Source organism: Agreia sp. Leaf244 (assembly GCF_001422695.1).
GTDB lineage: Bacteria > Actinomycetota > Actinomycetes > Actinomycetales > Microbacteriaceae > Agreia.
In genome coordinates, this window is sequence record NZ_LMLX01000005.1 from 310,316 (window position 1) to 334,521 (window position 24,206).

Here is a 24,206-nt window from a genome sequence, read left to right on the forward strand (position 1 = left end):
GATCAGAACGGCTGGGCCGGATCCTTTGGTGCCGCCTCCAGCGTCGAACCCGCCTCTGCGACATGAAACTGATCAAAATTCATGTATACGCCTTGTCGCCCGACTGGTAGGAATAGCACATGGGGGATGATTCCGAGGCCACTGCGCCTCCGCTGGTGCACGTCGTGGATTCGCATGACACGGCTGCTATCGCCGATGAGATCATCCACGGTCTCGATCATCTCGGCGTCGACGCGTCAGGGCCTGTCCCGACCGCCGACAGGCATGTGAGGGCCGTGGTGATCCTGCTGTCCGCTCGGGCCCTGGAGGACACGGTCTGGCTCCGACGGGTCGAGTTGCTGCGGCACGAACGACTGGTACCCGTGCTCGTCGGCCAGGTTTCCGACGACGACGTGCCTGCCTACATTCGTGAACTGAACTGGATCATCCACAGCCAGGGTGACACGGCGTTCCTGGCACGTCTCTTCGTCGGCATAAACACGGAGGCGAGTCGCTTTCGTGACGCGCGTGACACTCGTGCCCTGTCCGAGCGGTGGCACGGGTCCGGTCGAAGTCCGGACCTGCTTATCGACAACCTCGGCGAAGTGAACCGTCGCGCCGACCTGACACGCGGCGCAACGACGACAGTCGAAGGCGTGGACCAGTTCTTGGCCGCTTCGAGACAGCACGCCGAGCGTCTCCGCCGGCGCCGAATCTGGCGGGCGTCGTATCGCAGCGGGATAGCCCTGGCGGCCGTGGCTGCTCTCGTTTTCACCATCAGTGTTGTGCAGAATGGCCTGCGCACGAGCAACAATGCCGTGTCCTTCGCGTTCGGCGACGCGGCGGGCAGCGGCAGACCCGACCTCGCAGCCATAAAGGCTGGCGGTTCGCTCGTCGACGCCGACGAGTACCCGGGGTCGGACGGGAGACTTCGAATAGCCGTCGACGCACTTTCGCGGCATTGGCCCGCCGGCTTCCTCCGTGCTGAGGGCGAAACAATGGTCGAGGGCAAGCTACTCGCCGACGGCTCGGCCGCTGCCCTGACCATCGACGGATCGCTCTGGCACTGGGACGAAGGGCTGGAGTCCCGGACACGCACGTCGACCGGTGCGCCCGAAATCCTGGCCGGTGACATCAGCGCCGCAGGCGACCTCGTTCTTGCCACGGATGGCGTCAGCCTGACGGTCGCCACATCAGGAGGGGACGCCACACGTGTTGCGGGGATCGACAGCGTGCAGCAGCTTCGACTTGCGCCGGCCAACGACCGGGCTCTCGTCGAATCTGCGGGAGGCATCTACTCCATCGATGACATCAGTTCCGAGTCTCCTACCGCCGTCTCGCTGGGTGCGTGGGACTCTGTGCTCGACATCGTGCAGACCGAGGATGGCTCTGCTGTCGCCCTCGCTGAACGCGACGGCTCCTTTTCTCTGGTGAGCGATGACGGATCCGTCGTCCCAGCCGGACCGGCGCCGAGCGGGGCGACAGCGGGATCGGTGTCCAGCGACGGCCACTCGTTCATCGTCGTGGCCGACGGCAGCATCTGGTATTCGACCGACGGCTCGATGGTCTCGAGCGGGATCGTCGTGTCAGGTGCCGTGGTGGCTTTGCAGCTCGTGGACGATGGCGTCGTGCTCATATCCGACCGGACGCGAGGCACCTGGGCGGGTGATGTCGGTCTCGGGCTCGACCTCGGTGCCATCTGCCAGACGCTCCCGCGAACGGCCAGCTTCGCTAGCACTCCGGCAGGCAATCAAATCCTCTGTCTGCAGGGCACGGCGGCTTCCGTCGACTCCCTCGACGACATCCGCCCAGGTGCCACGGCCGAACAACCTGGAGCCGCCGTGACCTCTGTGACATCATCCGCGTCGACTGCACGCGTGGGCGAGGTATCGCTCGTAGACGGGTTCATCCGTCTCGATCGTGCGGATGGTACGTCTTTTGCTCTCGACGCCGCCGGCTTCTCACTCGAACCCGGCTTCACACGCCCCGACTGGATCGACGATGTTTCGTTCTTTGGAACCGGTGCTCTCATTCAGGCTGAAAGCGTTCCAACCTCCGTCGCGTTGACCCCCGATGGCTCCACGTTCGCCGTCGGCTTCGTCGACGGGCGAGTGATCGAAGTTGATCTGTCGCAGGCTTACACGATGGCAACGGTGGGCTCCTGGCAACTACCGGATCACGCGGCTGTCGTGAGGATGGAGTGGTCCGAGGACCTCGCAACTATCTCGGCCACGACGGACAAGGGGACGACGTGGCATCGCCAGTCTTGCTCCGGCTGTTGGGGATCCTCGACTCTCACGCAGCACATCGCCGACCGCGTCTGGTTCTGCTACGCCGAAGGTGACATCGCTGAACTGGGCGAGACATCCAAGCGATCGTTCTCGCTCCGCGATTGCGAATCGCGATGGGGGTCGACATCGTGATGGACTTTTTCATCTCCTACGCCCGTGAAGACGCGATCTTCGCACGCGCTCTGGTGGGGCGTTTGAAGGAGGCCGGTTGGGATGTCTGGATCGACCAGGAGGACATCCCACCCTCCGTGCCGTGGATGACCGAGATCCAGCACGCCATCGACGAGTCGATGATGATGATCGCGATCGCATCACCCGATTGGCTGGCTTCGGCGGCCTGCCTCATCGAGGTCGACTTGGCCGAGAAGGGCCGAGTTCCCGTCGTTCGGGTGACGCCCGATTCAGACCGACTCGACGACATCGTTGGTCGCGTGGTCGCGGCAATTCGCGCACTGCCCGAGCAGAGAGCTGTTGCCCTGCAGGCGAACTCGGCCGCCGCCATCTGGGACTCTGCGGGCCGGACGAAGCCACTGCTTGTGCGAGGTCAACCACTGCGGCTGATGCGGGCGACCCTCACGAATCACCCAGTCGATTTCTCCGATACGGCACGAGTCTTCATCGCGACCTCGCGTCAAGCGTCCATCAGGCGTTGGATTCTGGGCCTCGCCCTCGGCTTCATAGCCCCGGTTCTCGGCCTCGGAATCTGGGTCAGTCTGCTCGTAGCGTCCAAGACGGATGAGCAGGTGGCGGAGAACGTCGCTCACTACACCGACCTCGCTGAGCAGAACACCTACGCCGACTGGAACATCTATTCAGGCCTGGAGCGGTCGCCCTCCGACGTCACTGGCTCGTACACCGACTACTACCAACTCTTCTCATTCCTGGCTGAGCGCACGCCGTCATCCTGGGACCCAGTTCCTGTCACGGATGGAGGTGCCCAGACCGCTGAATCACCGGACGGCAACTCATGGGCCGCGATCAGCGGCTCTGCGATCGAGGTAACGGATTCCTCGGGCTCGATCAAGCGGCTGCTTGCATCTGCGCCGGTGTCGGCGCTCGCCTGGAGCAACGATTCACGGTGGATCGCAGTAGCGACCAGCGTCGGAGCCGATGTCATCTCGGTTGACAACGGTCAGGCGATTCCACTGCGCGGGGGCAGCGGTACGACAGAGTCGGTGCGGTGGGACGGGGCCTCCGATGTGATCGTAGGTGGAAGTACCGGCAGCGGTACGTGGCGAGTCTTAGATGCATCGCCGGCCGCCGTGACGGACGGGGTGAGGTATGGCGCCTACGCCGACCACTACCTGTACACGGTGTCGGCACCGGGAGAGGTGAGCAAGACCGACGTTGTCTCAGGCACAACCACCGTGCTCGAGGACGGCAGTGACAGCACGCCGACCGCAATGGATTCCATGGGATCGACAGTTGTTGTCGCCTTCGATGCGTCGGAGCCGTTCCTGCTCGTCATCGACGCAACGAATGACTCGTCTCGAGTCATCCCGATGCCCGACTGCTCGCCACTGGCATTGTCACTGACATCAGACGAGCAAGCAGCTTACCTGGCCTGCAGTGAAGTGAACACGAACAGAACCCGGGTGAACCTGGGTACTGGTGCAATCGATTCGCAGCCGATGCAGGATCAGCTCGCCTACGGGGTTCGGGCCCTCGACGATCGTGTCATCTGGGGTGGCCACGCCGGCCTCGTGTCGCAAAGCGACCTCGATCTCACCCCGGGAGGGGTGTTGACGACCACGTGCCCAGCGCCGCTTCGAAAGTTCGTCGGCGCTCGGGACGGGTCGGCTCTTTTTCCCATCGGCGACGCGACGGGCAGCTTCACGTGCGCAAGCAGGATCCAGTTGCGGGGTGAGGACACAGACGGTGTCACGTTGAATCGACTGATATTGCCCGCTGCCGACGGTCACGCGGCACCGGACGCCGCGACGAGTCCCGATGGGTCACTCGTGGCGTACGGCCTCTCCGACGGACGCGTTCGGGTGTTTACGACATCGGGGTTCTACCCGGTCTATTTCGCGCAGGTGCTGCCTGACCAAGTTCGTGCGGTGTCGTTTTCGGACGACGGCACAAGTCTGGTGGTCGCCGGGCTCGGGGGAGAGATCGTGATCCTCCCACTACCGACAACGGTGGGCGAGGATCGCGCCGGCGAACTTGTCGATGACGCCGTGGCACGCCTCCAGAATGCGATCGACTGGGGCATCTACACATCCACTCAGGAGCAGCGGTAAGGGGCGACGTCCATGTCGGAGGGCGATGAGAACAACGACGTTGCGGGAACGGACGCGATGCTGACACGGGGGCATGATTCGGCGCGCCGTCGTCGAGGATGGCTGGCGGGAGGGATCGTCGCCCTCGTCGCCGCCCTCGTTTTGGCGGCGGGCGCTGGAGGCTGGTGGATTGCCAACATGACGCTCGTAGCGTCCCAACAGAATTCTTCTGAAGGAGAGGCCGCGTCTCCCGTGACGATCTCGGAGTCGCAGATGCCGGACGTACGGGGTCTCGACCTGGCGACAGCAGAACAGGTTCTCGCAGATTCAGGGATCGCATCGATTGCGATCACCACGTACGACGCACCTTCGGTCACCGAGCCAGGGCGAGTGGCCGAACAATCGCCTGCATTCGGCGCAACTGACGTAACGGAGGTTCGACTGGGCCTCGCAGTTCCCGTGACGATGCCGGATCTGGCCGGGATGACGCAGGAGGAAGCGATCGACACTCTCTCCGGCTACGGCGTCGGCGTCGACATCGTGTTCGGATACTCGCCGCAACTCTCGTCGGGAGTCGTGATGAAGTCATCTCCCGCAGTGGGTGAGCCGCTTGGTCAGACGGCATCCATTACGGTCGCCACCGCCGGCTCCACTGTTCCCCTCACACAGCTGTCCTCCAAAGGCGGTCGATGCGGATCCGAATCGAACGTTGCGATCGACGGCAAGGACTACGCGACGGCCTTGATCTGCCGAAGCGACACCGCGGTCGTATCGGACTCCACGTGGATCGTTTCGGGGAGCGTGGACCGGTTCACGGCGACGGTCGGAATCCCCGACGATGGTTCGCCGGGGACGGCAGTCCCGTACGAGGTGCTGCTCGACGGCGTCGTCGTCAGTCAAGGGTCCGCTGCCTTCGGCCAATCCGCAGCAATCGATATACCTTGCTCGGGCGCGATCCAACTCACCCTGCGAATCAGCCCAACGGGCGGCAATCGAGTCGACATCGCCCTCGGCGACGCCGTTCTTTTCGGCTCCGAAGATGGCATCGCCCGGTTGTCGGCGCTCTCGTGAAACGACATGCGGCCCTCGCCGTGATTCTGGTGGCAGCATTCCTCACCTCGTCGGGCCCGGCCGCCGGGGCGGCCCTGGATGGCGGTTCGACCGCTCCGGTCGCCGTGGAAGCGGCAACCGTTGAGCCCGTCATGGTTGGGTCGACGGCTGACACCGTGCAGGACAATGCGCCGGTCATCGTCGTACTCGACCTTTCGGGATCGATGAACGACGACGACGGTTCGGGCATGATCAAGCTCACCGGCGCAAAGAGGGCCGTCGACGATGCAATCAGAAACATCCCGTCGAGCCAGCCGTTCGGCTTGTGGACCTACCCCGGCGGTTCGGATGCGTGCGGTTCCGGGTCGTTCGCCATCGTGCCTTCCAGAATCACTGATCCGAACGGGACGATCGCCACGGTAGACGCTCTCACCGCCGACGGAGGAACCCCCACTGGACCAGCTCTTCTCAGCGCAGTCGGAGCACTCACGGCACAAAAGGTCAGCGCGGCGACCCTCGTCCTTGTCTCCGATGGGGAGAGCAACTGCGGTGAGGGACCCTGCGACGTTGCGAAGCAGCTTGTCGGCACGGGTTTCGACCTGACAGTCCATACCGTGGGATTCCAGGTGTCGGACCAGGGCCGCGCAGAGCTGACATGTGTAGCTGGCGCGACCGGCGGGTCGTACATCGATGTCGACGACGGTGACCACCTCAACACGACCCTGCGAGAACTCACTCGCGCCAGCCTGAGCGTGCAGGCATCCGGCCGACTGAACCCATTGGCCGGCGTACCCGCGCGCATCACGGCCACCGTCACCAACCGTTCAACCATCGCAGCGACTGACGTGCAACTGAACCTCAGCCTCGCGGGAGGAGCTCCGGCAGGACTGGTGACGTCTCTTCGGGTCGGAAACCTGCGCCCTGGCGCGTCCGCTGAACGGACCTGGACCATCAGTACCGGTATCGAATCTCCGAACGCTGTCGTCAGCGGGGCGAGTCCCCAGGAGGGGCGGGCCTTTACGATCAGTGGCTGGGGGAGAAACGCGGATCGGGTCGCTGCGGACGGAATGATAGGTGCCAGAGGAGCGGCCAGCGGGGGCGCCGACCTCAGTGAGCATATTGGTGACATCCTTCGCGCGCCGATAGACGCAGGGCACCCTGTAGTCGTGATGGGTGATTCGTACTCGTCGGGTGAAGGCACGTTCGATTACGTGACGCCCCCGGACGACGTATCAGCGAAGTGCCACCGAAGCGACCGAACGTACCTCATTCCCGAGCTCGGCCCTGGGAATGCCGTCAATCTCGCCTGTTCCGGCGCGGTCGCCTGGGATTTCTACTATTCAGGCCGTGATGGCACACCGCCCCAGTTGGAACAGATCGAACATCTCCCCGAGGCGCCCGGAGCGGTCGTCATGACCCTTGGAGGGAACGACATAGGCTTCGAAAAGATCATCCGAAACTGCATCATGCCCGGCATGAATGTCGGGTGCGATCACAGTCCTCGAGACGTCGAGACCTGGATCGGTTCCGCCGACTCCATGCGAACCTGGCTGGCCCCTGTCTACGAAGACGTATGGCGTGCCATCAATACTCCGAAACATCGAGAGGAACGCGAGGGGGTCTACGCCCCGGTCATCGTGCTCGCCTACCCTCAGATGACGCACGCGACGAAGTTCGGGGCCTGTGGGAGCGTTCAGATCACGGCGGGTCTGAAAGGCATCTTCGGCCCTGGTGAAGTGCGGGTGGCCAATGAGCTGGCCGCTCATCTGAACGCGGCCATCAAGGCCGCCGTGGCCGATGCGCGCCAAGCGGGATACGAGGTCTACTTCGTGCCGGATACGGCTGATGTGACCCTCCCGAACCACACACTGTGCGACGGAGCCGATTCATACATAAACGGCGTGGTCGGGATCGGGAAGCCCGAGAGCCTTCACCCGAACACCAAAGGCTACGCTGCGGAGACCGGCGCCATCATCACGTGGTCCGAGTCGGTAGAGGAGCAAGCTCCGGAACCCGACCTCATCGGCACGCCGCCCGACCGGGAGTTCGCAGCTCCGTGGGGTGCACGGCCCCCTGCCCGTGTCGGGGTCGACGCGACACCGAGTATCGACGGTCTCCTGCTGCAAAACGGGCAGCTGGGCGTACAGGGGTCGGGCTATCTTCCGGGAACTCCGGTCACCGTCACCATGCACTCGACACCTGTCGTACTGGGCGTACTCGTGGCCGACGAGCACGGCAGGATAGGCGCGATGCTGCGGGTGCCGTTCGCCGTGCCGCTGGGGAAGCACGATCTTCTGATCTCCGGGTCCGATGACTCAGGCGCGTTCCGCGAAGAAAGGATTCCTGTTTCGGTGCTCGCTCAACCGCCTGCGTGGGTGGAGCTGGCATTTCCGTTGGCGGGCGCCGCTGCGATAGTCGCCGTCGTGTTCGGAGGCGTCTGGTGGCGAACTCGCAGGCCTCAGCGCGCGGCCGGCAATTGACCGCTCGCACGAGAAAATACTCAGGCTCCAGGGTTGTGGCTTCACCAGGCACGTGCTCGTTCTCACTCAGCCACGAGAGTGACCGTGTCACCGAAGGGGCCCGTGAACTCGACCGTGATTGGTCGAGCGGCGGGGGCCGAGGCGAGGGCGAATTCGGTGGCGTACGCGATGCCGACGGTGTCGCAGACGCCCTCCGGGTTGGGCACGACGAAGTCGAAGGTGACGGCATAGGTGCCCTCGCCATCGAAGCTGAACGCTGTCGGTTGGGTGATGCAGTGACCGTCCACTCTGCTGATGGTCAGGGTCGTTCCATCTTCTGACAGCTCCACGATGGGCTGCTGCATCCTGCCGAAGCGCTTGAAATCTGCAGGCCCCTCGCTGTGCGGCGGCATCTCGTTGCTCGCCACTGGTGCGGCCGCAGTCGTTACGGCAGGGGCTGGGGTGAAAGTGCAGGCCGTCGAAGCAAAGAGTGCAAGAAGCAGCATTAATGCCGCCGACGCCAGACGGGGTGCGCGTCGTCTCCAGTTTTCGCCGAGGTCAGTCATGGGTGAACTCTCCGATCCGAGTGGTTCCGTCCGAGTCGTACAGGGGGAGTGAGGAGCCGCTGGCGGCGTCTGCCGGCGCGCCCGTGATCTCGTCCGTCGGACCTGTGGGCGAGTTCGCGACGACGCTCCCCACCGCCCGTTCGAGATCGGTGCGCCGGATGTAGCCGGTTGCGCCGTCGGCATTCCTCACGGCGACGAGATCTGGGGGCCCGATCTCGCTGATCGCACCATAGCTCTCCCCGTTTCCATTCCTGGCCCACTCCGAACTCGACGACGTGGAGTAGGCAGCCAAGACAGTCCAGTTGCTCTCGGGTGGTGCGGTGACGATCAGAGCGCCGTCGCTCGCATCGCTGAGAGCGATGACGTCGTAGACGAAGTCCGGCTGCGCATCGCTTCCGGCAAGGTCGTCGGCTGCGCAGCTTACGACGGTTCCTCCGGGAAGGCCGAGGTATCCAGGGGTGAGGCAGTGCAGAGAGACGACGATGCCGTTCGCGTCGTCGGGCGCGGGGCCCAGGTGCACGGTTTCGGTGCCGGCATAGGTGCCCGTGACGAAGGAGCTCACCGGTGTGACCTGGGTACCTCCAGGCAGCACAAGCACGCCGGTTGCGGCGGCCGTCGCGGTGCTGGCAAGCAGAGTGAGGGCTGCGATGGCACTGCCGAGAACCCACCGGCGTTGTCGGCGGCGGTCATGAGTCGGAGCGTCGACGTGGGTGACGAGTGCTTGGCGGAACGCCTTCGCGAAGCTGTCGCTCATCTGCGGGGCGGTCATGATGCATCTCCTAGGGAGGACTGGAGGTAGAGGGCGAGGGTGGGATGGCCGAGGTGCCGGCGCAATGCCACACGGGCGCGATGCAACCGGGTGCGGGTGGCTCCGGCTGACAGGCCGAGGATCGGGGCGGCGGAGGACACGGTGTAGCCCTCGATCATGACCAGCGTCACGAGCTGCAGATCGATCGACGAGAGCTGTGCCAGTGCACCGGCGAGCTGCGTGTCGGCCACGACATCGTTCAGAGCCTCGTCCTCGGCGGAACGATGGTGGCTCTCGTGGGGAAGCGAGTCCAGAAGGGCCCGGTACCGGCTCCTGCCCCGGTTGAGGTTGCGGGCGGAATTGGTGGCCGTGACCAGCAGCCATGGCAGCACCGAACGATCTACGATCCGCACGGACGAGCGGCACCGCCACAACTCGAGGAAGGCGATCGCCGTCGCGTCCTCGGCTTCGCTCGCGTCGACCAGCAGGCGGTACGAGTGCCGGTACACGCGAGCCCGGTGCAGGTCGAAGATCGATCCGAACGCCGAACCGTCGCCCGACAGACCGCGCTGCCACAGGGCGGTTTCATCGATGCTGGTTGCGTCCACACTTCATAGTGTCCGCACAGCCCCAAAACGTTACGTCGCGACACCGATCACGAGTCACTCGGCCGAACGCGCTGCCTGGTCTGACGTGCCGAGATGCGTCACGCCCGCAGCAGCTCGGGAAGCGTCGCCAGCGTCTGCAGCATCCTGTTCTCGGACTCGACGTCGCCCGCGGCCGCGAAGAGTGCCGCGGCCTCTTCGAGGCGGAGCCGCGCCTGCAGGCCGTAGCCGTCTTTGATGGCGTGTCCGGCGAGCAGCGTGGCCGCGCGAGCGCACCAGGTGCGGTCGCGCTGCTCGTCTGACGAGGTGCGCAGCACCTGGGCGAGCGCCTGGCCGCCCGATCGATCGGCGTCGTCGAACTCGTCGGTGGCCGTGCTGTAGAGCCGTTCGCGCAGCGATTCCAGTACGGCGCCGAACGGTGTCTCGGTCTCGCCCAGCGACGACGATCGCGCGCCACTGCCCGACACCGTCTCGAGGCGCCAGACTCCCGACACGGCGGAGAGCCGAACGGAGTAGGGCGCGACGACGTCGAACTCGATCGACTGCTCGCCCGTTCGCTGCCAGGCGAGGTGGGCAGCGTTCTCGGCCGCCCAGCGCATCAGGGCGTCGACTGCCTGCGCGTCGTTCGTCATGTGTGTTCTCCCGTGGTCGATCCCGGGAATCGACGATAGCGAGAGCCGCCGACATCCGGTCGTTGCGACACAGCGGGAGGGAGTCGCCGGCGGCGTCGGACTCAGAGGATCGTACTGGCACCGCGCCGGTAGGCTGGGCACGTGATGCACACGCTCCAGGATCTCGAGGCCGCCGTCGAACGACTCTGGCCGACGCGGTTCGCCGAGGACTGGGATCGTCCGGGACTGACCACGGGCGACGCGACGGCTTCAGCCATGCGCATTCACCTCGCCGTGGATGCCGTGGCCGAGACGGTCGCAGAAGCGCTCGAACTCGGGGCGGACGTTCTCTTCGTTCACCACCCGCTGCTGCTCAGGGGAGTCACGTCCATCTCGACGGATCGGTACAAGGGCGCCCTGCTCACCGACCTCATCCGCGGCGGGTGCGCCCTCGTCGCCGCCCATACGAATGCCGACATCGTCGACGATGGCACCTCGTCGGTGATCGCGAAGCGTCTCGCACTCGTGAAGTCGACGCCCATCGTCGCCGGCGAACGCCCCGGAACCGGCCTCGGCCGCGTGGGAGACCTGGCCGAGCCGACGACTCTCGGTCGACTCGCGCTCGCCCTCGGCGAGATCCTCCCGGCAACTGCCACGGGCATCCGGGTGTCGGGCGATTACGACCAGCGGATCTCTCGCGTGGCCCTGTGCGCGGGCGCCGGCGATTCCCTGCTGGCCGATCCCGCTGTCACCTCCGCCGACGTGTACATCACGAGCGATCTGCGCCACCATCCCGCGTCGGAGTCGAGGCAGCAGTCGATACTGTCGACCGGTCCTGCGCTGATCGACGTGTCGCACTGGGCCAGCGAGTGGCTCTGGCTCGAGTCCGCCGCGGCCTCTCTGCGCGCGGAGCTGCCGCAGGCCACGATCACCGTCAGCGAACTCCGCACCGATCCGTGGGACTTCGTCGTCACCCAATGACCCCCAGATCTCGCCGTTGCACGGCGATGAACACCGTTTGCCCAGGAAGGCACCCATGAAGGCACCGATCGCCGAGCAGCTCGCACTGCTCGATCTGCAGGCCGCAGACACCCGACTCGACCAGCTCGCGCACACCGTGAAGACGCTGCCCCAGTCGCTGGCACTCGCCGAGCTCGCCAAAGACGTCGCACGCTCCCGAGCTCTCTCCGCGTCCATCCGCGGCGAACTCGAAGACACGAAGGTCGAGATCGGCCGGGTGGAATCCGATGTCGAGGTCGTGGCGGCACGCATCGCCCGAGACCGGGAACGGCTCGCGATCAGTTCGTCGCCGAAGGACATCCAGGGCCTCGAGCACGAACTCGCCTCGCTCCTCAAGCGGCAGTCCGACCTCGAAGACATCGAGCTCACCGTCATGGAGCGGCAGGAGGAGATCGACGCTCGATTCCAGGCCGCGTCCGCTCGCCTCGACGAGCTCCTGGTGACGGAGAAGGAGCTCGTGGCCGACCGCGACGACAAGCTCGAACAGATCAACGCGGAGATCGCGCTCGTCACGGAGCGACGAAACCGTATCGCGTCGTCGATCAGCGCCGAGCTCGTCGCTCTCTACGACAAGCAGCGGTCGAGATACGGCATCGGCGCCGCGTTGCTCACGCGGGGAGTCTCCGGCGGCAGCCACGTCAAACTCCACGAATCAGACCTGGCCGTCATCCGGGCGGCGGCTCCCGACGATGTCGTGCTCGACCCCGACAGCAGCTGCATCCTCATCCGCACGGAGGAGTCCGGCCTGTGATCGGCGCTGCAGTTCTGCCGTAGACTTCGACTCGAATGGGTCGGTGAGACGGTCGCGTCAGTCACGCATCTTCGGATGCTCGGCTGCCGAGGAACGTCCGGGCTCCACAGAGCAGGACGGTGGGTAACACCCACCCGGGGCAACCCGCGAGACAGTGCCACAGAGAACAGACCGCCGCAGGCTGATGCCTTGCGGTAAGGGTGAAACGGTGGTGTAAGAGACCACCAGGGGCCAGGGTGACCTGGTCTGCTTGGTAAACCTCGTCCGGAGCAAGGTCAGACAGGGAACGTTCGAGACGGCTCGTCGAGTTCCCGGGTAGACCGCTGGAGGGCTGCGGCAACGTAGTCCCGAGATAGATGGCCGTCACGGATTCGCGGTATCGCGGATCCGGACAGAACCCGGCGTACGGCCGGCCCATTCACTCCCTCGGCGGGCTTTGCCGCCCGCGCCGCCCTACAGGGCGGCTGCGGGGTGGCCGTCGGGCGAGCCGTCGGCGCCGGCGACGACCCGGGGCTGGGATGCGAGTGCCGCGGATCCGAGGATGCCCGCGTTATTGCGCAGCACGGCCGGCACGATCTCCGTCGTGAGGTCGAGCAGGGGCAGGAACTCCTGATAGCTCTTCGAGACACCGCCGCCCACGATGAAGAGGTCGGGCGAGAGCAGCTTCTCGAGCTCCGTGTAGTACTTCTGCAGGCGCTCCGCCCACTTCGACCACGACAGGTCCTCGCGCTCCTTCGCCGAGTACGCCGCCTTCAGCTCGTAGTCGCCCCCGTCGATCTGCAGGTGACCGAGCTCGGCGTTGGGCACGAGCACTCCGTTGTAGATGATCGCCGTGCCGATGCCCGTGCCGAGCGTCGTCATCATGATGAGCCCGGAGCGGTCTTTGGCCGCGCCGAACCGCACCTCCGCGTAGCCGGCGGCATCCGCGTCGTTGACGAAGAAGATGTCGCGACCCAGCGCGTCTTCGAACAGCTTCTCGGCTTCGAGGCCGATCCACTTCTTCGAGACGTTGGCGGCCGACATGGTGCGCCCGTTGCGCACGACGGCGGGGAAGCAGATGCCGATGGGCGCGTCCTGCGGGGCGTCGGTCAGCTTTTCGAGGATCTTCGTGACAGTTCCGACGATGTCTTTGGGCTTGCCCCCATCGGGCGTCGACAGCTTGACCCGGTCGCTGAGCAGCTCACCCGAGTCGAGGTCGACGATCGCCCCCTTGATTCCCGTGCCGCCGATATCGATGCCGATGGCCACGTTGGATGCGGAAGGGGTGCTCATGATCGGTCTCCTCGAACTATCACCGTCGACGCGTCCGGCGCGCCTGTGCGTTTCCTACCGAGCCTAGGGCAGTCGCGCCGCCCGCGCCGCCGTCGCCTGTGGGCCTAGGATCTGAAGTAGCCGAAGCGTCGACCGTCGGAGGTCGGCGCGATATCCCGGGAGTTGACATGTCGGAAGACGCCTCGAAGCAGTACTGGTACAACATGAAGACCGGCAAGGTCGAGCACGGCTACGAGTCCTCGGTGGTCGACCGCGTCGGCCCGTTCGCCACAGAGCTCGAGGCGTCGCACGCACTCGAGAAGCTGCGCGCGAACAGTGCGAAATGGGCCGAGGAAGAGGCCGACGAGCAGCGCTGAGCTACTCGTAGGAGTTCTCCGGACCCGGGTAGCTGCGGTCGGCGACGTCTGAGCGGAACTGCGACACGGCATCCGTCAGCACCCCGCGAAGGTCGGCGTACTGCTTCACGAACTTCGGGATGCGTCCGCTCGTGAACCCGGCGAAATCGGTCCATACGAGGAGCTGGCCGTCGACATGCGGACCCGCCCCGACTCCGATGGTCGGAATGCGCAGTCTCTCGGTGACCAGGCGGGCGGCCTCGCTCGGAACCATCTCGAGGACGACTGCGAACGCGCCCGCCTCTTCGACGGCGAGGGCATCGGCCATCAGCTGGTCGAGACCGGCTCCACGGCCCTGGATGATGTGGCCGCCGAGGCCGTGCTCGCTCTGCGGCGTGAAGCCGATATGGGCCATCACCGGGATGCCGGCGCCGACGATGCGTCTGATCTGCTCGACGCTGCGCACGCCGCCCTCGAGCTTCACGGCGTGGGCGTGCGTCTCCTTCATAAAGCGCACCGCCGTGTGGAGCGCCTCGAGTGGACCGCTCTCGTAGGAGCCGAACGGCATGTCGGCGACGACGAAAGCACGGCTGACGGCCAAGGCGACCGCTCGGGTCAGGGGGATCAATTCGTCGACGGTCACCGGCAGGGTGGTGTCGTACCCGAAGACCGTGTTGCCGGCGGAGTCGCCGACCAGGAGGAAGTCGATGCCGGCCTCGTCGAAGATGCGGGCGGAGAGCTGGTCGTAGCTCGTCAGGCCCGTGATCGGCGTTCCCGACTCCTTCGCATTCTGAAAGTGGCGCGTACGCACGCGCTTCGGCACAGCGGGGGGCATGGACGGTGGCGTCTCTGACATCGTTCCAGTCTACTGACGCTCATACCGAGACACTCTGCTCCGGCGACCGGGCGGGAAGGGCGATCACTGTATCGTGTGGCTGACTCGATAGTGACGGTGATGTGAAGTGATAGGTATCAATCGACTGCGGCTGCAGCTGCCGCTCGTCGCCCTCGTGGTGGGAATGACGCTCGCCTTCGGCGCGCCGGGAGTCGCCAGCGCGGCCGAGGGCGACGGATGTCCGGAGATCGCAGGAAGCGACGCCGACTGCGGTGTACTCACGGTGCCGGAGAACCGGAACAATCCCGCGAGCCGGACCATCGACATCCCCTATGCCGTTATACCCGCCAGTGTGCAGCCGGCCACGGGAACACCGGTGATCGCGCTCGCGCCGGGCCTCGGAGAGTCGGCGGAGTCGCTGGGGCGGCATCTGTCTCGCGATCTCGGCTTCGGAACCCACCGCGACATCGTCGTGCTCGAACAGCGCGGGGGACAGGCGTCCACTCCGAACCTCGACTGCCCCGGCGTCACGCGCACCTGGGTCGACGCGTTCACCTCGACCGACGACTCCCTGAAGGCGGAGGGCACCGCTGTGGGCCTCGAGCTCGGAGACTGCCTGGCCGAGTTCGCGGAGTCCGGTGGAGACGCGAACGGCTACACCATCGCCCAGACCGCGGCCGACGTCATCGACCTGCGGAACACCCTGCAGATTCCCGCGTGGACGCTCTTCGGCTCGGGCTGGTCCTCCAAGGTGATGTCCGCGGTGGCCGCGTACGACGCTGCAGGCAGCGATGCCGTGCTCCTCGACTCCCTGAGCCCCGCGGCGGCAGACCTCAAGGGGGAGGCATACGCGGCGCTCACCGCTTCGCTCACCGAACTGTCCACGCGATCCGGCGACGAGGGCACCGACTACGCGAAGACCGTGGCAGAACTCGCCGCGGGCTTCGATGACGATCCCTTCACAGGACCGGTGACCAACCCGTTCACCGGCAAGCAGCGTTTCGTCGAACTCGACGGAAGCGACTTCGTGAGCTTGGTGCAGCAGCTGCTCACCGACCCCGCCGTGACCAGCACATTGCCGCTGCTGTTCGACCGGCTGGAGGACGGCGATTCGGGAGCACTGGCTCCCTACGTCGTGCTGGGCGCGGATGCGCTCGGCTCGGTCGACTGGGGACAGTACCTCGTCTCGACCTGCCTCGATCAGAAGGCGAACTGGTCGCCCGACCCCGTCGCCCCCGAGGCGGCAGCGCCGGCCGAGGGCGAAGAGCCCGTCGTGCCGGTCGACCCGCCACTGCTCGTCACCTATTCGCTGGCCGATGCGGCGTGCGCGCAGGCCGGCATCGCTGCGGCAGGAACGGAGCTGAGGGTCGCCCCCTCCTTCACCCAGCCCACGCTGGTGCTCGCCGGCTCCAACGATCCGATCTCGTCGGCCGCGTCGGCGCAGGCGGCCGCGGCATCCATCCCCGGCAGCCAGTTCGTGTCGTTCACCGGAGCGGGACACCGGGTCGTCGACACGAGTGCGTGCGCCGCGAAGACCGCAGCGGCGTGGCTCGACAAGCCGGGCGACGATGTGACTGCGGTGTGCGACCACGACGATGCGATCACCCCGATCGTGACGGCCTCGTCGCTTCACGAGACCTCGCGTGCCGCATCAGTGGTTCGAGCCGTCGACGACCTCAACTGGTTCGAACTGCTCGTTCCCCTCATCTTCCTGGGCTTCTGCGCCCTCTGGCTGGTGGGATGGATCATCACGATCATCGTGCGGGGCATCCAACGCGAGCGACTCGGCCTCCTCATCGCGTCGGGCATCTCGCCCGTCACGGGCCTCGTCTTCGGCGCGGTCGCCGTGCTGGGCATGCAGTCCGCGATGTCTGCGCAGCCCGCCCTGGCCCTCGTGGGTGTGCCCTCCTACTTCCCGTACCTCGGCATCCTGCTCGCAGTGGGGCTCTTCGCCTTGATCGTCGTGTGGAAGCTCGGCAGCAGGGGAGCAGCGCTCCTCGCCTCCGCCGGTGTGCTCGTGTGGCTCGGCATGCTGGCCTGGTTCGCCTGGATCGTCCTCGTTCCGAGTTGACCGATTCGATCAGGGGTCGTGCACTAACCTGTAACTGGTTGAAAGACCCCGTTCGAGAGAGAGTGCACATAGATGGATAAGCAGCGTGACTTCGTTCTTCGCACCATTGAGGAACGCGGCATCAAATTCATCCGCCTCTGGTTCACCGACGTGGTCGGCACGCTGAAGTCGGTCGCGATCGCGCCGGCCGAGGTCGAGGGCGCGTTCGCCGAGGGCCTGGGATTCGACGGCTCGGCCATCGAGGGACTGACGCGTTCATACGAGGCCGATGTTCTCGCTCATCCCGACCCCACCACCTTCCAGATCCTTCCGTGGCGGGGCGAGATCGACCCGACCGCCCGCATGTTCTGCGACATCACGACGCCCGACGGGCTGCCCGCGGTGGCCGATCCTCGCAACGTTCTGAAGCGCACTCTCGCGAAGGCCGCCGACCGTGGATTCACGTTCTACACTCATCCCGAGATCGAGTTCTACCTCCTCAAGTCGTCTCAGTACGGCGCCGACGGCCCCGAGCCCGTCGACTCTGCCGGCTACTTCGACAACGTTCCCGGAGGAACCGCCCACGACTTCCGTCGTCGCTCGGTTCGCATGCTCGAAGACCTGGGCATCTCGGTCGAGTTCAGCCACCACGAGGCGGGCCCGGGCCAGAACGAGATCGACCTCCGGTACGCCGACGCGCTCACCACCGCCGACAACATCATGACGTTCCGCACGGTCATCAAGGAGGTGGCCATCGAACAGGGCGTCTACGCCACGTTCATGCCCAAGCCCCTCGCCGGACATCCGGGGTCGGGAATGCACACCCACCTCTCGCTCTTCGAGGGCGACGGCAATGCGTTCTACGAGGCCGGTGCAGAGTACCAGTTGTCGAAGATCGGCCGCCAGTTCATCGCCGGGCTGCTGCACCACGCGCCCGAGATCACCGCTGTGACCAACCAGTTCGTGAACTCCTACAAGCGACTCTGGGGCGGCGACGAGGCGCCGAGCTTCGTGTGCTGGGGCCACAACAACCGCTCCGCTCTCGTGCGCGTGCCCCTCTACAAGCCCAACAAGGGCCAGAGCTCGCGCATCGAGTACCGCGCCATCGACTCGGCCGCCAACCCGTATCTCGCGTACTCGCTGCTGCTGGCGGCGGGTATGAAGGGTATCGAGGAGGGCTACGAGCTGCCGCCGGAGGCAGAAGACAACGTGTGGAGCCTCAGCGAGGCCGAGCGCAGGGCTTTGGGCTACAACCCGCTGCCGGCCAGCCTCGACCGGGCCATCACCCTCATGGAGGGCTCGGAGCTGGTTGCAGAGACCCTGGGCGAGCACGTCTTCGACTACGTGCTCCGCAACAAGCGGCAGGAGTGGCAGGCGTACCGCGCCCAGGTGACGCCGTTCGAGCTCAAGAGCAACCTGGAAATGCTCTAACCCCAGTCACTGCACGGCAGTGCGGCGAGGTCGCCGCACTGCCTGCCGGAGGACCATGCGCGAGACGAGATCACTCACCTATCTGGCCCGTCTGGGTTTCGCCGATCTCGAGTGGGCCGACGAGCAACTGCACGTCGTCGCCACGCTGGCCGGCCTCGAGGTCGACGACCTCATCGCGGCCATTCCCTCCGCGGCCGACCCCGATCAGGCGCTCGGCTGTCTGGCCCACCTTCTGCGGCGGTCGCCCGACCATGTCGCCCCGATTCTTGCCGACGAACGCTACCGCCTCCGGCTGATCCGGGTCCTCGGCGCATCCAAGGGACTCGGCGACTTCTTCGCGCGGCATCCGGCGGAACTCGACGTCCTCGTCGATCCACGCCTGCAGCTCCCCACGGCAGACGACTCCCGCTCGGCACTTCTGGAGTCCGTGGGCTCTGTCGACGGGTTCGCGTCGGCATCCGGAGAACAGGCCTGGACCGCCCTGCGGGTGCGGTATCGCGGTCTGCTCGCGCGGGTGGCCGCCTACGACATCGAGCAGCCCGACCCCGTGGCCGGACTCGACCGCATCGCGGCCGTGCTCGCCGACCTGGCCGCCGGAGCTCTCGAGGCGTCTCTCTCCGTGGCGCGCACGACCCTGTCGACGAGGGGCCTCGGACTCTGGTTCTTCGACCGCGACAGTGTGTCCCAGACCCGGCTCGCGATCATCGGCATGGGCAAGGCCGGAGCGCGCGAACTCAACTACGTGAGCGACGTCGACGTGATCTTCGTCGGCGAGGGCGAGCCCGACAGCGAGCTGCCGCCGGAGCGAGCGATCGAGATCGCCACCCGGCTCGCGATGCTGACCATGAGGGGCATCTACGAGTCGGGCCTGGAACCGGGCCTGTGGGAGGTCGACCCGAACCTTCGTCCCGAGGGCAAGGACGGGGCGCTCGTGCGCTCGCTCGAGTCGCACGTCGCGTATTACGACCGCTGGGCGAAGAGCTGGGAGTTCCAGGCCCTCCTCAAGGCGCGACCGTTGGCGGGAGACGCGGAGCTCGGCCGGCAGTACGTCGCGGCGATGGCGCCCCGCGTGTGGTCGAGCGCCTCCCGCGAAGGGTTCGTCGAGTCGGCGCAGAAGATGCGCGAGCGCGTGACCCAGCACATTCCCGCCGACGATGTGCACTACCAGATCAAGCTCGGGCCCGGCGGCCTGCGCGACATCGAGTTCACCGTGCAGCTGCTGCAGCTCGTGCACGGACAGAACGACGACGAGATCCACCAGGCGGGCACCATCGCGGCACTGACCGCCCTCGCGGATCGCGGCTACATCGGCCGCGCAGAACAGGTCGAGTTCGCCGAGGACTACCGGATTCTGCGGCTTCTCGAGCACCGACTGCAGTTGCGCTTCCTGAAACGCACCCATCTGATGCCGCGCGACGAGCTGGGCCAGCGCGTGCTCGCCAGGGCCACCGACCTCGAGCCCTCCGCCGCGCAGCTCATCGAACGCTGGAACGGCATCAAGCACCGCGTCCGCAACCTCCACGTGCGCCTGTTCTACCGCCCGCTCCTCGCGGCAGTCGCCGGGCTCTCCGCCGACGACGTGGCGCTCACCAGCCAGCAGGCCGAAGCACGGCTCGCGGCCATCGGCTTCCTCGACCCCCGGGGCGCCCTGAAGCACATCGAGGCGATGACCTCGGGCGTGTCCCGCAAGGCCAGCATCCAGCGGCATCTGCTCCCGGTCATGCTCCAGTGGTTCGCCGACGGAGCCGACCCCGACTACGGGTTGCTCGCGTTCCGGCGCCTCAGCGACTCCCTCGGCGACACGTACTGGTTCCTGCGAATGCTGCGCGACTCGTCGGGAGCAGCAGCGCGGCTCACCCACGTTCTGTCCGCCTCACGCTACGTCGGGCAGCTGCTCCAGGGCATTCCGGAGGCGGCCGCCTGGCTGGAGAACGAAGAGGAGCTCCGACCCCGGCCGTACGCGCTGCTCGACGAAGAGATGCGCGCGATCATCTCGCGTCACGAGACACCGGATGCCGCGGCCAGCGCCCTGCGGGCCGCTCGCCGTCGCGAGGTGCTGCGGCTCGCCATCTCCTCCATCCTCGGAATCATCACGGTCGACGAGCTCGCCCACGGACTGGCCGACGTCACGACAGTGCTGCTGACGGGCATCGTCTCCGTGGTGCGGCAATCCTCCGCGGCGCAGGGCGGAGACGGCATCGAGTTCGCCATCATCGGCATGGGCAGGTTGGGCGGTCGCGAGGTCGGATTCGGGTCCGACACCGACGTGATGTACGTCTACCGCCCCGTGTCGGTCGAGAACGAGGTGGCCGCCTCCGCCGCTCGGGCCATCGTCACCGAGATCAAGCGCCTCACCGAAGACAACCGACTTCCCCTCGACATCGACATCGATCTGCGGCCCGAGGGCAAGAACGGCGCGATCGTGCGCTCCCTCGAGTCGTACAGGGCGTACTACGCCCGCTGGTCTCTCACCTGGGAGGCGCAGGCGCTGCTCCGGGCGCGTGGGCTCACCGGTGACGAGGCGCTCGTCAGGGACTTCGAGCAGCTCGCCGATACGGTGCGTTTCCCCGCCGACATCGCCGAGAAAGAGGTGCGCGAGGTCAAGAGGATCAAGGCCCGGGTCGAGAACGAACGCCTGCCCCAGGGAACCGATCCGCTCAGGCACCTCAAGCTGGGTCGAGGCAGCCTCAGCGATGTCGAGTGGCTCGTTCAGCTGACCCAGCTGCAGTGGGGGAGCAGGGTGCCCAGCCTGCGCACGACGTCGACGCTCGAGGCTCTGGATGCGGCCGTCGCGGCCGACCTCGTGAGCAGCACCGACGCATCCGTTCTTCGTGCGGCCTGGGTCTTCGCGTCGCGGGCCCGTTCGGCCGTGACCCTGTGGGCGAACAAGAGCTCCGACGTGCTTCCGAGCGATCGCAAGGCGCTCGAGGGCATCGCCCGGCTGCTGGAGTACCCGCCGGGATCGGCGACCATGCTGGAGGAGGACTATCTAGGGGTCACCCGCCGAGCACGGGCCGTCTTCGAGAGACTCTTCTACGGCTCCTGACGCGACGCAGACAACAGACAGGGCCGTAGAAAAAAGACAGGGCCGCACCCTCCGAGGAGGATGCGGCCCTGTCTGTATGAGCTCAGCGCTTAGACGCCGTAGTACAGCTCGAACTCGAACGGGTGCGGACGCTGCTGGAGCGGCTTGATCTCGTTCTCGCGCTTGTAGCTGATCCAGTTCTCGATCAGGTCGATCGTGAACACATTGCCCTGGAGCAGGAACTCGTGGTCGGCTTCGAGTGCGTCGAGTGCCTCACCGAGCGACGCGGGGCCCTGCGGGATGAGCTTGGCCTCTTCGGGCGGCAGCTCGTACAGGTCCTTGTCGACGGGCTCGTGGGGCTCGATGCGGTTGACGATTCCGTCGAGACCAGCCATGAGCTGGGCCGCGAACGCCAGGTACGGGTTGCCCGAGGCATCCGGCGTGCGGAACTCGATGCGCTTGGCCTTCGGGTTCGTGCCCGTGATCGGGATACGGATCGACGCCGAGCGGTTTCCGGCCGAGTAGACCAGGTTGACCGGGGCTTCGAAGCCGGGGACGAGGCGGTGGTAGCTGTTGACCGACGGGTTCGTGAACGCGTAAACGGCGGGGGCGTGAGCCAGGATTCCACCGATGTACCAGCGAGCGATGTCGCTCAGTCCGCCGTAGCCGGCCTCGTCATAGAACAGCGGCGCGCCGTCGTTCCAGAGGGACTGGTGCGTGTGCATGCCGGAGCCGTTGTCTCCGAAGAGCGGCTTGGGCATGAACGTCGCCGTCTTGCCCCAGCGCTCGGCCACGTTCTTGACGATGTACTTGAACTTCAGGATGTCGTCGGCCGCGTGGACCATGGTGTCGAACTTGTAATTGATCTCGCCCTGGCCCGCAGTGCCGACCTCGTGGTGACCGCGCTCGACCTCGAGACCGGCAGCCATCAGTTCGAGCACGATGTCATCGCGCAGGTCGGCGTGCTTGTCGACCGGGCTGACGGGGAAGTAGCCGCCCTTGTAGGGGGTCTTGTTGGCGAGGTTTCCGCCTTCTTCCGTACGGCCGGAGTTCCAGGCCGCCTCGTCGGAGTCGACCGAGTAGGAGCTGGAGTGCTGGTTCACCTCGTACTTGACGTCGTCGAAGATGTAGAACTCGGCCTCGGGAGCGAAGAACGCGGTGTCGGCGATGCCGGTCGACGCGAGGTACTTCTCGGCCTTCTTGGCCACCTGGCGCGGGTCGCGGTGGTAGATCTCACCGTTGCGCGGGTTGTAGATGTCGAAGATCATGATCAGCGTGCGGTTGACGCGGAACGGGTCGATGTAGGCCGTCGAGACGTCGGGGATGATCTGCATGTCCGACTCGTGGATCGAGGCGAAACCGCGGATCGACGATCCGTCGAACATCTGCCCGACGGTGAAGAACGACTCGTCTACCGTGGAGGCGGGGATGGTGATGTGCTGCTGGACACCGGGAAGGTCGGTGAACCGAATATCAAGGAACTTTACGTCCGTGTCCTTGATGAACTTGAGCACCTCGGAAGAATCACTGAACATGTGAGAGACTCCAAATGGCTTGGTACAGAGGAACAGCTGCGAACGCAGCCGTCCCGAGCCTACGGGGAAGCCATTACCCAGCAGTGACACAAATGTTTCGAGCATGTTACGGCTTGCCCTCAATGCGCCCGAGGCGACGGTCGTAAACTCGTCTGGTGCCCAACTCGACCGTCTCGTCATCGCCCAACGGCGCGCCCCCCAGCAACTGGCCGGGGGAGCGGATGGGCTTTCCGAGAACCGGCGTCGGGTCGGTCGCTCGAAGCGGTCGACGACTCGTGGCGATCCTCATCGACTTCGCCGCCTGCTACGTCGTCTACTTCGCCTTCTTCTTCGGCAACGACTGGGCGAGCCTGGTCATCTTCGCCGTCGAGCAGATCGTTCTACTCACGACGCTGGGCAGCGGGCTGGGACACTTCATTCTCGGCATACGCATCGTCAAGGTCGACGGAAGCTACGCGGGGGTATGGCGTCCGATTCTGCGCACGGCGCTGCTGCTGCTTCTCATCCCCGCCCTGATCTGGGACTCGGATCAGCGAGGACTGCACGACGTCTTCGCCGGCACGGTTCTCGTCATGCGCCGCTGAGTCGGGTCAACGACCTCGCTGGGGGCGAACCTTGAACGGGTCGACGCCCTTGGGGATCGGCATGCCCGTCGAGCCCAGGGAGGTGAGTCGGTTGCTCACGGCCATGACCTCGGCCTTGTTGAGCGCGGGCTTGACCTTGGCCATGCGGCTGGCGACCTTATGCAGGGGAAGCGCGTCGGGGTCGTGGGAGTCGACGTACAGGAACGTGACCGGCACGTTGGGGAGCACGCGCAGCACCTTGCGACGCTCTTCTTCGAGCATTCGCGTCGTGCGGGTCTTGGACCCCTCGCTAATGAGCACGACACCGCCTCGGCCGACCGCGCGGTAGACCGCATCTTGTGTCTTGCCGTTCACGGCCACCGGCATCTCGCTGCCGCGCCAGCTGCGCTTGAGGCTGGAGCGGAGGACGGCGCCGACCGCGCCGGGCTGACCTGCGATCTGACCGTAGGCAGCGCGTTCGGCTCGACGGCCGAGAATGATGAGGGCAACGAGGAAGCCCGCGAGAACACCGGCCACGATCCACATGGCCATGGCGAAGCCGTTGCCGTCCGACAGGAGGAGGGCGACGATCAGGCCGGCGGCGACGGGGAGCAGAAAGCCGAGAGCCATGATCCAGACGACGTTCTTGTCGTAGCGACGGGTCATCGTGAAGACCTGCCACATCTGCTTGATGCGGCCCGGCTCTTTGGGGGGCTTGGGGGTGGATTGCTCAGTCTTGCGTGCCATGCGTCAAGGATACCGAGTCGGCTTGGATCGTGCGGACACGTTCGCTCATGGCAGCGTCACCGCTCCTCCACAGACGCCGCCCATGGTCGATCATGCACAGATCGTTCAGCC

19 protein-coding genes and 1 other RNA gene are annotated in these 24,206 nt (G+C 65.8%); 12 read left to right on the forward strand and 8 right to left on the reverse strand.

Annotated features, from left to right (window positions below):
* Positions 1-275 precede the first annotated feature (275 nt).
* The 4 genes from ASF06_RS15745 to ASF06_RS15760 are packed head-to-tail and all read left to right on the forward strand — an operon-like array spanning position 276 to position 8,022.
* On the forward strand, positions 276-2,402 hold the full coding sequence (locus ASF06_RS15745) for a hypothetical protein (RefSeq protein ID WP_157439234.1): 2,127 nt from the start codon (positions 276-278) through the stop codon (positions 2,400-2,402).
* Complete coding sequence (locus ASF06_RS15750; protein ID WP_055949220.1) at positions 2,384-4,513, forward strand: toll/interleukin-1 receptor domain-containing protein; 2,130 nt, start codon at positions 2,384-2,386, stop codon at positions 4,511-4,513. The genes ASF06_RS15745 and ASF06_RS15750 overlap by 19 nt, the downstream gene beginning before the upstream one ends.
* Positions 4,514-4,525: 12 nt before the next feature.
* Positions 4,526-5,563, forward strand: a complete 1,038-nt coding sequence (locus ASF06_RS15755; RefSeq protein WP_082501006.1) for a PASTA domain-containing protein — start codon at positions 4,526-4,528, stop codon at positions 5,561-5,563.
* The gene (locus tag ASF06_RS15760) at positions 5,560-8,022 is read left to right on the forward strand and encodes a GDSL-type esterase/lipase family protein (protein ID WP_157439235.1); all 2,463 of its coding nucleotides are present in this window, start codon (positions 5,560-5,562) and stop codon (positions 8,020-8,022) included. The genes ASF06_RS15755 and ASF06_RS15760 overlap by 4 nt, the downstream gene beginning before the upstream one ends.
* A gap of 62 nt (positions 8,023-8,084) precedes the next feature.
* Here ASF06_RS15760 and ASF06_RS15765 read toward each other — a convergent pair whose 3' ends face one another.
* The 4 genes from ASF06_RS15765 to ASF06_RS15780 all read right to left on the reverse strand — a co-directional run bounded on the left by ASF06_RS15765 (position 8,085) and on the right by ASF06_RS15780 (position 10,552).
* The gene (locus tag ASF06_RS15765) at positions 8,085-8,567 is read right to left on the reverse strand and encodes a hypothetical protein (protein ID WP_157439236.1); all 483 of its coding nucleotides are present in this window, start codon (positions 8,565-8,567) and stop codon (positions 8,085-8,087) included.
* Positions 8,560-9,336 (reverse strand): hypothetical protein, encoded by a 777-nt coding sequence (locus tag ASF06_RS15770; protein WP_055949232.1) that lies wholly within the window; start codon positions 9,334-9,336, stop codon positions 8,560-8,562. Before ASF06_RS15770 ends, ASF06_RS15765 begins: the two co-directional genes overlap by 8 nt.
* Complete coding sequence (locus ASF06_RS15775; RefSeq protein WP_055949235.1) at positions 9,333-9,923, reverse strand: RNA polymerase sigma factor; 591 nt, start codon at positions 9,921-9,923, stop codon at positions 9,333-9,335. The genes ASF06_RS15770 and ASF06_RS15775 overlap by 4 nt, the downstream gene beginning before the upstream one ends.
* Before the next feature lie 98 nt (positions 9,924-10,021).
* Positions 10,022-10,552, reverse strand: a complete 531-nt coding sequence (locus ASF06_RS15780) for a hypothetical protein (RefSeq protein ID WP_055949236.1) — start codon at positions 10,550-10,552, stop codon at positions 10,022-10,024.
* 141 nt (positions 10,553-10,693) lie between these two features.
* Here ASF06_RS15780 and ASF06_RS15785 point away from each other — a divergent pair, with 141 nt between their 5' ends.
* The 3 genes from ASF06_RS15785 to rnpB all read left to right on the forward strand — a co-directional run bounded on the left by ASF06_RS15785 (position 10,694) and on the right by rnpB (position 12,723).
* The gene (locus ASF06_RS15785; protein WP_157439237.1) at positions 10,694-11,512 is read left to right on the forward strand and encodes a Nif3-like dinuclear metal center hexameric protein; all 819 of its coding nucleotides are present in this window, start codon (positions 10,694-10,696) and stop codon (positions 11,510-11,512) included.
* Between the two features lie 55 nt (positions 11,513-11,567).
* Positions 11,568-12,302 carry a zinc ribbon domain-containing protein gene (locus tag ASF06_RS15790; protein ID WP_055949239.1) on the forward strand — a complete coding sequence of 245 codons (735 nt, stop codon included), beginning with the start codon at positions 11,568-11,570 and terminating at the stop codon, positions 12,300-12,302.
* A gap of 36 nt (positions 12,303-12,338) precedes the next feature.
* Positions 12,339-12,723: RNase P RNA component class A (gene rnpB, locus ASF06_RS16845), an RNA gene on the forward strand.
* Between the two features lie 32 nt (positions 12,724-12,755).
* Here the strand turns inward: rnpB and ppgK are convergent.
* A complete protein-coding gene (ppgK, locus tag ASF06_RS15795; RefSeq protein WP_055949242.1) occupies positions 12,756-13,574 on the reverse strand; it encodes a polyphosphate--glucose phosphotransferase in 819 nt (272 codons plus the stop codon).
* Between the two features lie 167 nt (positions 13,575-13,741).
* On the opposite strand from ppgK, the gene ASF06_RS15800 reads away from it, so the two are divergent.
* Positions 13,742-13,930 carry a hypothetical protein gene (locus ASF06_RS15800; protein WP_055929032.1) on the forward strand — a complete coding sequence of 63 codons (189 nt, stop codon included), beginning with the start codon at positions 13,742-13,744 and terminating at the stop codon, positions 13,928-13,930.
* A gap of 1 nt (position 13,931) precedes the next feature.
* Here the strand turns inward: ASF06_RS15800 and panB are convergent, their stop codons facing one another.
* The gene (gene panB, locus ASF06_RS15805) at positions 13,932-14,765 is read right to left on the reverse strand and encodes a 3-methyl-2-oxobutanoate hydroxymethyltransferase (RefSeq protein WP_055929028.1); all 834 of its coding nucleotides are present in this window, start codon (positions 14,763-14,765) and stop codon (positions 13,932-13,934) included.
* Between the two features lie 106 nt (positions 14,766-14,871).
* Here panB and ASF06_RS15810 point away from each other — a divergent pair, with 106 nt between their 5' ends.
* The 3 genes from ASF06_RS15810 (at position 14,872) to ASF06_RS15820 (ending at position 21,271) form a co-directional block, all read left to right on the forward strand.
* A complete protein-coding gene (locus ASF06_RS15810) occupies positions 14,872-16,815 on the forward strand; it encodes an alpha/beta fold hydrolase (protein ID WP_055949244.1) in 1,944 nt (647 codons plus the stop codon).
* Positions 16,816-16,887: 72 nt separating this feature from the next.
* Positions 16,888-18,225 carry a glutamine synthetase family protein gene (locus ASF06_RS15815; RefSeq protein WP_055929022.1) on the forward strand — a complete coding sequence of 446 codons (1,338 nt, stop codon included), beginning with the start codon at positions 16,888-16,890 and terminating at the stop codon, positions 18,223-18,225.
* A gap of 55 nt (positions 18,226-18,280) precedes the next feature.
* Positions 18,281-21,271 (forward strand): bifunctional [glutamine synthetase] adenylyltransferase/[glutamine synthetase]-adenylyl-L-tyrosine phosphorylase, encoded by a 2,991-nt coding sequence (locus tag ASF06_RS15820; protein WP_055949247.1) that lies wholly within the window; start codon positions 18,281-18,283, stop codon positions 21,269-21,271.
* Between the two features lie 89 nt (positions 21,272-21,360).
* Here the strand turns inward: ASF06_RS15820 and glnA are convergent, their stop codons facing one another.
* On the reverse strand, positions 21,361-22,785 hold the full coding sequence (glnA, locus tag ASF06_RS15825) for a type I glutamate--ammonia ligase (RefSeq protein WP_055929015.1): 1,425 nt from the start codon (positions 22,783-22,785) through the stop codon (positions 21,361-21,363).
* A gap of 155 nt (positions 22,786-22,940) precedes the next feature.
* On the opposite strand from glnA, the gene ASF06_RS15830 reads away from it, so the two are divergent.
* Positions 22,941-23,369 carry an RDD family protein gene (locus ASF06_RS15830; protein WP_055929012.1) on the forward strand — a complete coding sequence of 143 codons (429 nt, stop codon included), beginning with the start codon at positions 22,941-22,943 and terminating at the stop codon, positions 23,367-23,369.
* Positions 23,370-23,375: 6 nt separating this feature from the next.
* On the opposite strand, the gene ASF06_RS15835 is transcribed toward ASF06_RS15830, so the two are convergent.
* Positions 23,376-24,095, reverse strand: coding sequence for a DUF4191 domain-containing protein (locus ASF06_RS15835; protein ID WP_055929010.1), 720 nt, complete (start codon positions 24,093-24,095; stop codon positions 23,376-23,378).
* Between the last annotated feature and the right edge of the window lie 111 nt (positions 24,096-24,206).

Excerpts from the sequence above, each read along its gene's own strand:
- ASF06_RS15790 (WP_055949239.1), top strand. The coding sequence starts at position 11,568 with ATGAAGGCACCGATCGCCGAGCAGCTCGCACTGCTCGATCTGCAGGCC.
- ppgK (WP_055949242.1), bottom strand. The coding sequence starts at position 13,574 with ATGAGCACCCCTTCCGCATCCAACGTGGCCATCGGCATCGATATCGGC.
- ASF06_RS15755 (WP_082501006.1), top strand. The coding sequence starts at position 4,526 with ATGTCGGAGGGCGATGAGAACAACGACGTTGCGGGAACGGACGCGATG.
- ASF06_RS15770 (WP_055949232.1), bottom strand. The coding sequence starts at position 9,336 with ATGACCGCCCCGCAGATGAGCGACAGCTTCGCGAAGGCGTTCCGCCAA.
- ASF06_RS15820 (WP_055949247.1), top strand. The coding sequence starts at position 18,281 with ATGCGCGAGACGAGATCACTCACCTATCTGGCCCGTCTGGGTTTCGCC.
- panB (WP_055929028.1), bottom strand. The coding sequence starts at position 14,765 with ATGTCAGAGACGCCACCGTCCATGCCCCCCGCTGTGCCGAAGCGCGTG.
- glnA (WP_055929015.1), bottom strand. The coding sequence starts at position 22,785 with ATGTTCAGTGATTCTTCCGAGGTGCTCAAGTTCATCAAGGACACGGAC.
- ASF06_RS15765 (WP_157439236.1), bottom strand. The coding sequence starts at position 8,567 with ATGACTGACCTCGGCGAAAACTGGAGACGACGCGCACCCCGTCTGGCG.
- ASF06_RS15780 (WP_055949236.1), bottom strand. The coding sequence starts at position 10,552 with ATGACGAACGACGCGCAGGCAGTCGACGCCCTGATGCGCTGGGCGGCC.
- ASF06_RS15750 (WP_055949220.1), top strand. The coding sequence starts at position 2,384 with ATGGGGGTCGACATCGTGATGGACTTTTTCATCTCCTACGCCCGTGAA.
- ASF06_RS15815 (WP_055929022.1), top strand. The coding sequence starts at position 16,888 with ATGGATAAGCAGCGTGACTTCGTTCTTCGCACCATTGAGGAACGCGGC.
- ASF06_RS15800 (WP_055929032.1), top strand. The coding sequence starts at position 13,742 with ATGTCGGAAGACGCCTCGAAGCAGTACTGGTACAACATGAAGACCGGC.
- ASF06_RS15835 (WP_055929010.1), bottom strand. The coding sequence starts at position 24,095 with ATGGCACGCAAGACTGAGCAATCCACCCCCAAGCCCCCCAAAGAGCCG.